Genomic DNA, 9,099 nt, shown 5'->3' with positions numbered 1-9,099 from the left:
CGAGGTGCGTCTGCGGAGCCCGGAAATCGGGTTTTGCAGGGGCCCGAGCGCCCCAAAAGGCCGCGCAGAGGCGCACGGCGCAGCTCGAAAAGACCAATCTGGCGGCGATGCCCGATATCGGCCTGGGGCACTTCGCGAAAACCGGGTTTCGCGAAGTGCCCCAAAGCGGCTCCATGGCGGCCAGCGTGGTCTACAGCAGCATCTTTGGCGCTGTCTTGGCGTCGTTGCCCGCGGTGTCCACCAAGCTGGTGGTGTTCGACACCCAAGTGGTGGACATGAGCGAGCACCTGCACGACCCGGTGGAGTTGCTCTTTGGCGTCCAGCTCGGCGGCGGCACGGACATTGAAGGTGCGGTGGCCTATTGCCAGAGTTTGATCACCGACCCGCGCAACACGATTTTTGTGCTCATTTCCGACCTGTACGAAGGCGGCGTCGAAACCAAGCTTCTGCGGCGTGCCGCCGAATTGGTGGAGTCCGGGGTGCAATGCGTGGCCTTGCTGGCACTCAGCGATGAAGGAGCCCCTTCTTTTGACCGGGAACTTGCTGCCAAGCTGGCCGCACTGGGTGTGCCTTCTTTTGCCTGTACGCCAGACGCCTTTCCCGGGCTGATGGCCGCCACCATTCGCCGAGAAGATGTGGCGGGCTGGGCTGCTGCACAAGGTTTGGTCACACAGGGATCAGGCCGCACACCCTGATGCGGGTGATGAATCACGTTAAGTTTTGGCGCCATAGCGTTGTGCCCTGGCGACGCCATTGCGGTGGAGTTGCACGGCAGCATGGGTCCGTCACTGGCGCGCCATAAAAGGCGGATACAAAGACACATCACGCACAAGTCGGGCTCACAACGCCGGGCATTGTGTCTAGCTGTAACGTAAGTCTTAAGCGTCAGACTTTGTTGGATGCAGCTCGATTAGACTTTGTCATTTTGGCTTAACTCTGCGGTTACATCAGAGCGTCAACAAACCATAAAGACCGAGCCACCGCACTTCTCTTGAGACCAAGAGGAAGTTGTCGGCTCAGAGCAATAAATCGTTGGCCGAGCGCTTGTCAGGCTCGGGAGGAAGAAGAATGAGACGGCGGACCTTGTTGGAAGGCGCGGGCGCGTTGGCGTTGCCCGTGTCGTCGGGCTTGCTATGGCCCACGCGGGTGCATGCGGCACCCAAAGTTAGAGTGGGTTTGGCCCTGCCCTTCACGGGCGTGCAAGCCGAAGTCGCTGCCGACTTGCGCCTGGGCTATGAGCTGGCCTTTACGCAGGCCGAGCAAAGTGGCGTGGACATTGAGCCTGTCTGGGAAGACGACAAGGCGAACGCGGACGAGACCGTTCGCATCATCGACAAATTCAGCAAAGACCGCAGCATCATTGCGGCCTCAGGCATTGTGGGCACCCCCCATGCCAAGGCGGCACTGCCGGTGGCCATCAAGGGCGGTCTGCCTGTGGTGGGCTTACGTTCTGGTGCAGCTGAACTGCGCGATGGCTCGCCCTTGGTGTTCCACCTGCGGGCCTCGTTTTCAGACGAGCTGACCTTGATGCTCTCCACCATCAAAGGCGCGGGTCTGGACCGCCTGGCGGTGGTTTATTCAGACGACGCCTTTGGCAAGTCCTCGGTCGAGCATGGCAAGGTGGCAGCCGCCAAGCTGGGGTTGACCATCGCCACAGCCGAGGCCGCCGAGCGCACCGGCAAAGACGTGACCCAAGCGGTGGACAAGGCCGTAGACATCCAGCACAAGGCCGGTGCCTTGCTGATGCTGATGATCGTGTCGCCCATGGTCAAGGGCGTCATCCACGCCCGCACCGCCAAGTTCTTCATGAACCCGGTGTTCTGCATGTCGTTCTGCGCCACTCGGCAGTTGGCCGACTCCACCGAGAAAAGCCTGGCGGGCTTGGGGCTGGTCTCCGCCTTTCCTCTGCCGCGCTCCAGCACCACCGAACTGGCGGGCCGCTTCAGGCGCCTGGCCGAGGCGGCCAAGCGGCCGGAAGCGCTGCGCTCGCTCACGGCCTTCGAGGGCTTTATGTATGGCTCGGTGCTGAGCGCCGCGCTGAACAAGGTGAATGATGGCCAGCGCAGCACCCTGCAAGCGGCTTTGCGCAGGCCCATTGACTTAGCAGGCGTGCGCGTCGCCTTTGATGCCCAGAACGTGGGCTATCACTATCTGAAAGTGGTGCGCAAGAGCGGCTCGGGGGAGATCAAAGCATGAACGTCATACAGGTGGTTTATGTGGCAGCCGGTCTTCTACTTCCCCTGTATTACGTTCCTCAAGTGCTGAAGTGCTGGCGTGACGACACCCAGCTTGCGGCCTACTCCCTGGGCAAATCAGGCACCCAGCTCTTGCTGCGCACGCTGATGTTGCCCTTTGTCTTCGGCGTGGGCGACCCGACCATGAGCTTCATCGTCAGCCTGGACTTTGCGGGCCGGGCCGCCGAGTACGTGGCCGCCGTGGTGGCCCTGCGCCGCCAGTCCACCACCTGGCGAAACATCGCCCAGCGCTCACTGCCCCTCAGGGGCTGGCGCAAAGAGTCCGACATGCCCCAGTGGCAGCGTGAACCCGCCTACGGGCACTACGCCATGGAGCCAGGGCAGCATGAAGGCGCAGAGCGAGCCGATGGACGCGGCCCCGGCCCGCTGCGCCGGTAAGTTGCATGCCCTGCCCCCTCAGAAACATGGCAAGGCGAAGGGCAGTAGCGAGACGAGGCGGTTTTAACAAGCCCTAGACGCTCTCGGAATTGGCGGCACCCGTCAGAATGCGCCCATGCTGTCCTTTATCGCCTATCCCTTGCTGAGCGCGCTGGTGTTTGCCAGCGGCTTGCTGTGGCCCCACCACGCCATGTTTGTCTGGCTGGCGGTGCCTTCACTGGTGCTGGCCGTGGTCAGCTCGGTCCACCATGCCGAGGTGATCGCTCACAAGGTGGGGGAGCCCTACGGTACCTTGGTGCTGGCCCTGGCGGTGACCGTCATTGAAGTGGCATTGGTGCTGTCGATGATGCTGGCGGGCGGGGCGAATGCCGCGACGGTGCCGCGCGACACCATCTACGCGGCGGTGATGATCATCTGCAATGGCGTGGTGGGCGTGTGCCTGCTGGCTGGCGGCCTGCGCCACAAAGAGCAACTCTTCCGCATCGAAGGTACGGGCTCAGGGCTGGCCGCCTTGGTCGTCATGTCCACTTTGGTGCTGGTGCTTCCGAGCTTGACCACCAGCGCGCCGGGTGCGAACTACACGGCGTCTCAACTGATTTTTGTGGCGACCGGTTCCCTGGTGCTCTGGTTGGTGTTTGTGTTCATTCAAACCGTTCGCCACCGCGATTATTTTTTGCCCGCCCAGGATGCAGCGGATGAAGACGTCCATGCAGCGCCGCCGACGACTGGCCAGGCGCTTGCCAGCTTTGCACTCTTGATCGTGGCCTTGGTGTCAGTGGTGGGCCTGGCCAAACTGCTGTCGCCCACCTTGGAGGCCCTGGTGCGCCAATGGCAGGCCCCGGCTGCCGTGGTGGGCACCATGATCGCCATCATCGTGCTGGCCCCAGAAACCTGGGCAGCCTTTCGCGCGGCGCGCGCCAACCGCCTGCAAACCAGCATGAACTTGGCCATCGGCTCGGCCCTCGCGTCCATCGGCCTGACCATTCCCGTGGTCGTGTTGGCATCGGTTTGGCTGGGCTTGCCGCTGACGCTGGGCCTCGTCCCCAAAGACATGGCCCTCTTGCTCCTGACCTTTCTCGTCGGCGCCATCACCCTCGCCTCAGGCCGCACCAACTTGATGCAAGGGGCGATCCACTTGGTGGTGTTCGCTGCGTTCTTGTTTTTGACCTTCGTGCCCTAAGAACAGCGCGGCACGGGCCTATGCGGCAGGAGAAGGGCAAGCCCTCCTCCTGACTCACTCACTCTCGCGGAGATCGCTTGCGGGCCGCAGCCAATTGCCGCTGAACCATGCCGTGAGGCACGGCGTTCAAGACAAACTCACCGTAGGACTTGGCCTTGCCGCCCTCACAGTACTGCTCAAAAGCAATGTCGGCGACGGTCGGATTGCCAGCAGTATCGAACTCAGCCTGGTACACCACAAAGGAACCTGTCAATGTGTTGCATCCCCGGCCCGCTCCCGACAAGCTCAAGCCTGGGGCCGTGGCTGATTGAAACGGAAAGCGCTGTGCATTGGCGTAGGTTCCTGGCTTATAAACTTGGCCTTCTGGTGCCGCAGTGTCGAAGTTCCACCAGGTATCACCACTGACAGAGGCACTGACGCCTCCATCGTAATTGCGGGAAAACCGGATGGTGGAGTTGACGACGTTGTACTCCCTCGTGACCCCGCCGGTGATGTAGTCACCCGGATCCCCGCCGAAGCGCGCTTCAGTTCGTGGTGCAGCCTTGCTGTTAACCACCACGATCACATCGTCGGTCGAGGTCTCCCCTTTGCGATCAGTGGTGTCCAACTTGAAGCGCAAGGTTGTGCCAGCAATGCCTACTGCGGGGGCCGTGAAACTCGGCGTGGCCGTAGTGGCGCTCTTCAATTCAACCGTCGGGCCTTCGGTTTGGGTCCATTGATAGCTGAGGCCACCTGCGCGTCGCGTGAAGGACTGAGTACCGTCCAACACCGTATCGCGCAACTCCAATGTCGCAAAGTCTGGACCGGCAATCGCAGCCGTCGTCGGCACCTTTAACGCAAACTTGCTGTTGTAGCGAATGGCGCCGTAGAGCGGCGGGCCAGTGACCTCACAGTTTTGGAGATAGTCGATCGCCAGTGACTTGACGGTGCCCGCAGCGTCGCGCACATATTCGCGAACTCGAAACCAGCCCTTGAGTTGATTGCAGCCTCGACCATTACCCGACATCGACAGCCCGGGCTCCATCGGGGACTGAAAGGGATAGCGACTCGCCGCAGGGTAACTGCCCTTTGTGAGATTGGCGCTGGAGGGCGCGGCAAAGTCCAGGTACCACCAATTGCTAGGGTCCGTCACGTTGACGCGGACAAGCTGGGCGGTCCCTGTGACCGTCACGGTCGCGCCAGGCGGAGTCAGGGTGCGAGTTTGCCCTCCGCCAATGTAGTCGCCGGAAGTACTGATGTACTTCAAACCTGTGTTGGTGCCAGCGGCCAGGATAGAGGGCGTACTGACCGCAATTGCGGCAGCCACACCCCAGTGGATGATTGACATAGATTCCTCCTCAGAGCCGACGACCGCGCTTGTTTGCGCGATTCGTACGCTCGCTTTTTGAAACATGCTTGCCTTTGCCGCAACTCGCCTTGGGTGGCGTCTGTGCCCCACCTAAGCGGGTCATCCCCGTCGAAGATTCAGCCAGGTCGGCGCAGGGAAAACTGGCCTCACTAGCAGCCTCTTCGCTGGTCTTCATAGCTGCGGTTGAAAGACTATAGCAGCCGCACCTCTGCCGCATCCACCCACCAGGTGGCCGTGCGAAACTCACTCTTGTGCCGACGCCCAGTCCCTCGTGCCATGGCCATTTGCCTTCTCCGCCCTTCAGCCCCAACAGCCTCACGCGCATGAGCCAACGTGCCCCCACCACCGTCGCCGACCGGCATTTGTTCAATGCCGTGATTGACGCGCGCTCGCCGCTGGAGTTTGCCGAGGACCACCTCCCCGGCGCCGTAAACCTGCCTGTGCTGGACGACGAAGAGCGGCGCATTGTGGGCACGCTCTATAAGCAACACGGTGCCTTCGAGGCCCGGCGCTTGGGCGGGGGCATGGTGGCGGCCAACTTGGGCCGGCATTTGCGGCACAGCCTTGCGGGCATGCCCAGCACCTGGAAGCCGCTGGTGTATTGCTGGCGTGGCGGCATGCGCAGTGGCTCCATGGTGACCTGGCTGCGCATGGTGGGCTGGGATGCCCAGCAATTGCAGGGGGGCTACAAGCGCTGGCGCCAGCATGTGATCGAAGCTATCGCGCGCATCGCCCCGCAACTGCCGCTGCAGGTGCTGTGTGGGCCCACCGGCAGTGCCAAAACGCGGGTGCTGCATGCGCTGGCCGCGCAAGGCGCGCAGGTGATCGATCTGGAAGGCCTGGCGCGGCACAAAGGCTCACTGCTCGGCCACTGGCCAGGCCAAGCCCAGCCCAGCCAGAAGGCTTTTGAAACGCAGCTGGCCACCGTGCTCGAAGGGCTGGACCTGAACCGCCCCGTCTTCATTGAGGCGGAGAGCCGCAAGATCGGCCAGATCGCCCTGCCCACGCCCTTGGTCGAGCGACTGCGCTCTGCGCCCTGCTTGGAGATCTGCGCCAGCGCGGAGGCACGCTTGGCTTATCTGCTGCGCGACTACGCCTATTTGGGAGACGACCCCGCTGCGCTGGCCCGCCGCTTAGGGGCACTGCGCGAAGCCCATGGCGGGCAGGTGGTGGCCCAGTGGCAAACCTGGGCGCAAAGCCATGCCCTGGCGCCGCTGTTTGAAGCTTTGGCCACCCAGCACTACGACCCGCTCTATGCGCGCTCGCAAAGCGGCAACTTCAAGCATTGGGCCAAGCGACGGGCCATACCGGCCACCAGCCTGGATGACAGCGGCATTGAGCGCGTGGCGCAAGCGGTGTTGGCAGCGGTTGCAAGCCGCTGAATTCGCGCCACAATCATGGCTGCCGCTCATCCGAGCCGCTTTAGCCCCACCATCAGGAGAAATCATGGGCAAGGAACAACGCAGCAGCAAAGAAGCCAAGAAACCCAAAAAGGAAACCGGCCCCGCCAAGCCGATTGGCTCTGACCGCCCGGTCGCCCCCATCACGGCCGTGCCCGTGCGTGGCAAGCTGAAAAACAAATGACACGCCGCCCACCTCTGACGGCGCTCTTGGCCTTGGGCCTGGCGGCTCTGGGTGGCTGGACGGCCGCCCACGCCGAAAGCATTGGCGAGGTGGACACCGTCTTCAAGTTCATCGGCCCGGACCACAAAATCGTGGTCGAGGCCTATGACGACCCCAAGGTGGCTGGCGTAGCCTGCTATGTGTCGCGCGCCAAAACCGGCGGCATCAAGGGTGCGTAGGGTTTGGCGGAAGATAAATCCGAAGCCTCCATCGCCTGCCGCCAGGTCGGCCCCATCTCTTTTGCCAAGGCCCTGCCGCAGCAAGAAGAGGTGTTCAACGAGCGCATCTCGCTGGTCTTCAAGAAGCTGCGCATCGTGCGCATGGTGGACACCCAGCGCAACGCCCTGGTCTACCTCACCTACTCCGACCGCGTGATCGAAGGCTCACCGCAAAACAGCGTCACCGCCGTGGCGGTGGAGCGCAGCACGCCGATCCCCGTCAGATAAGCCCGACGCAGGCCGCACCCTGCCGCCAGGCTCCGCCGCCTGCTTGGGCGAGTAGCTGCACGAGGTCTTCGCCGCCAAGTCTGAACGGCTGGATGTGCCCAGCGGCTGGCGCGGGGCGCATGAGCATTGAGGTGAGCTTCACGCACACAAAAGCCTCTCAGCGGACCTCAGGCCCAAGTTGCGACTGAAGCCACCACCATCCAGTCCTTCAGCCTTCAATGGAAAGCGCATGTCCCTCATCGTTCACCACCTGAACCACTCCCGCTCGCAACGCCTGCTGTGGCTGCTCGAAGAGCTGGAGCTGCCCTACGAAATCCGCTTCTACGAGCGCAACAAAGCCACCATGCTGGCCCCGCCCGAGCTGAAGGCGGTGCATCCGCTGGGCAAGTCGCCGGTGCTGGAAGACGGCACGCTCAAGCTGGTGGAAACCGGCGCCATCTGTGAATACTTGGTTGAGAAAACCGGGCGCCTCGGCCCCAGCGACCCCGACGAAGGCCTGCGCCAATACCGCCAGTTTCTGCACTACGCCGAAGGCTCCGTCATGCCCAACCTATTGCTGATGCTGGCCATGAGCAAGGTGCCGCTGATCGGCGGGATCGCGGTCAAGAAAGTTCAGCCCATGGTGGACGTACACCTGGACTACGTGGAGCAAGTGCTGAGCTCGCGCGCCTGGTTCGCCGGCCATACCATGACCGCCGCCGACATCATGATGAGCTTCCCGCTCGAAGCCGCAGTGTCACGCGCAGGCCTCGGCTCGTCGCGCCCCGCCACCTTGGCCTGGCTCAAGAAGATCCACGCCCGCCCGGCGTACCAGGCCGCACTCAAAAAGGGTGGCGAATACGCCTATGCATGAGTCCCCAAGCGTCTTCGCCGCAGCGGGGTAAATTCGGCTTGGGGTGCCTGTGGGTTGACAGGTGTTTGCAGGCATGGGCCGCTTTGTCGATTCAGTGGAGAGACACCGAATTCAAGCAGCCGTCTCATCGGCACCGCGTTGTATACCAGGACTCAGCACCTGCATGGCCTTTCGCTGAAGCCAGGCTTGCCGCACAAACGGGTCCGCCACCGCGTACACACCATGGGACTGCCGCAAGATGAGGTTGGCCGTGATCATCCGGTCCACCATGTTCTGCACCTGCGGCGTATCCACTGACATGCCGATCTGCTCGGAGTAACTGCTGAGGGCGTCCGCAGAAAACAGCTTCGGCCCACCCGACTCGTTGCCAGAGACCACGCGGTCAAAGATGGCCGAAGCCAAGACGCCCAAGGTCTCAATGGTGGCGATCTCCACCTCTGCCGCCGCCGACGCCAAGGTGGAACAAATGATAGGGAAAGCAAGGTCTGGGTCCTCAGGCCGCGCCTGCAGCAGCACGAGCGCGGTCTGCAACTCCTCTGGGCGCTGCCCCACCGCCAGAAAACCGTCGTGCATCACCTCGTGTGATGGCAGCCTGATGCCTTCGATCTGCGCTAGCCGAGCCCTCTTCCAATCGACAAAGTCGGCGCCCAAAGGCTCATACCCGGTGGACACAGCACCGGCGAACGGCTGAGACCGGCGGGTGGCCATATCGGCCACCAAGGACTTGTGCGAGCCGGTGCCCAGCACCAAGAGGTGGCCCGGTGTCACTGGCCGGGTGTTCACGGCATCACGGGCCGACTTCAAGGCAAACAGCAGGTTGGCCCCATCCTCTGTCCCCAGCGCCTGTTGCACCTCGTCCATGATGAGGACGACGTCCGTCTCCACCTTGTCCACCAGTTCGATGAACACTTCACCCAAGGTCGCGCCACCGGGCTTGCCCACGGCGTCCACCTGGAAGCCAAAAGAGAAGCCCGCCGCGCCGATGTTCAGGCCCTTGAAACGCTCCAGCAGCCGGG

At 62.7% G+C, this 9,099-nt stretch carries 9 protein-coding genes and 1 pseudogene; 8 read left to right on the top strand and 2 right to left on the bottom strand.

Annotated features, from left to right (window positions below):
• The 4 genes from ACIQ3Q_RS21665 to ACIQ3Q_RS21650 all read left to right on the top strand — a co-directional run.
• Positions 1-695 (top strand): VWA domain-containing protein (locus ACIQ3Q_RS21665; protein ID WP_396271318.1); only part of this gene is annotated, 695 nt, incomplete at its 5' end.
• 373 nt (positions 696-1,068) lie between these two features.
• Entirely contained in the window at positions 1,069-2,196 is a 1,128-nt protein-coding gene (locus ACIQ3Q_RS21660; RefSeq protein WP_396271317.1) for an ABC transporter substrate-binding protein, read from the top strand.
• On the top strand, positions 2,193-2,633 hold the full coding sequence (locus ACIQ3Q_RS21655; RefSeq protein ID WP_396271316.1) for a hypothetical protein: 441 nt from the start codon (positions 2,193-2,195) through the stop codon (positions 2,631-2,633). The genes ACIQ3Q_RS21660 and ACIQ3Q_RS21655 overlap by 4 nt, the downstream gene beginning before the upstream one ends.
• Before the next feature lie 115 nt (positions 2,634-2,748).
• Positions 2,749-3,813, top strand: coding sequence for a calcium:proton antiporter (locus ACIQ3Q_RS21650; RefSeq protein WP_396271315.1), 1,065 nt, complete (start codon positions 2,749-2,751; stop codon positions 3,811-3,813).
• A 58-nt stretch (positions 3,814-3,871) separates the two neighbouring features.
• On the opposite strand, the gene ACIQ3Q_RS21645 is transcribed toward ACIQ3Q_RS21650, so the two are convergent.
• Positions 3,872-5,140 carry a PKD domain-containing protein gene (locus tag ACIQ3Q_RS21645; protein WP_396271313.1) on the bottom strand — a complete coding sequence of 423 codons (1,269 nt, stop codon included), beginning with the start codon at positions 5,138-5,140 and terminating at the stop codon, positions 3,872-3,874.
• A 344-nt stretch (positions 5,141-5,484) separates the two neighbouring features.
• Between ACIQ3Q_RS21645 and mnmH the strand changes: the two genes are divergently transcribed.
• The 4 genes and pseudogenes from mnmH to ACIQ3Q_RS21625 all read left to right on the top strand — a co-directional run bounded on the left by mnmH (position 5,485) and on the right by ACIQ3Q_RS21625 (position 8,083).
• Positions 5,485-6,543: a tRNA 2-selenouridine(34) synthase MnmH gene (gene mnmH, locus ACIQ3Q_RS21640; protein ID WP_396271312.1), complete on the top strand. Its 1,059-nt coding sequence runs from the start codon at positions 5,485-5,487 to the stop codon at positions 6,541-6,543.
• Positions 6,544-6,607: 64 nt separating this feature from the next.
• Positions 6,608-6,745 carry a hypothetical protein gene (locus ACIQ3Q_RS21635; protein WP_396271310.1) on the top strand — a complete coding sequence of 46 codons (138 nt, stop codon included), beginning with the start codon at positions 6,608-6,610 and terminating at the stop codon, positions 6,743-6,745.
• A pseudogene (locus ACIQ3Q_RS21630) lies at positions 6,742-7,230 on the top strand (CreA family protein). The gene ACIQ3Q_RS21635 and the pseudogene ACIQ3Q_RS21630 overlap by 4 nt, the downstream one beginning before the upstream one ends.
• A 229-nt stretch (positions 7,231-7,459) precedes the next feature.
• Positions 7,460-8,083, top strand: coding sequence for a glutathione S-transferase family protein (locus ACIQ3Q_RS21625; protein WP_396271308.1), 624 nt, complete (start codon positions 7,460-7,462; stop codon positions 8,081-8,083).
• Positions 8,084-8,194: 111 nt separating this feature from the next.
• Here ACIQ3Q_RS21625 and ACIQ3Q_RS21620 read toward each other — a convergent pair.
• Positions 8,195-9,099 (bottom strand): ATP-binding protein (locus ACIQ3Q_RS21620; RefSeq protein WP_396271306.1); only part of this gene is annotated, 905 nt, incomplete at its 5' end.

Origin of the sequence: Ideonella sp., from assembly GCF_044358605.1 — a bacterium.
Taxonomy (GTDB): domain Bacteria; phylum Pseudomonadota; class Gammaproteobacteria; order Burkholderiales; family Burkholderiaceae_C; genus Ideonella.
Note: the sequence above shows the minus strand (reverse complement) of the source record. Positions and strands in the feature narration are given on the sequence as shown.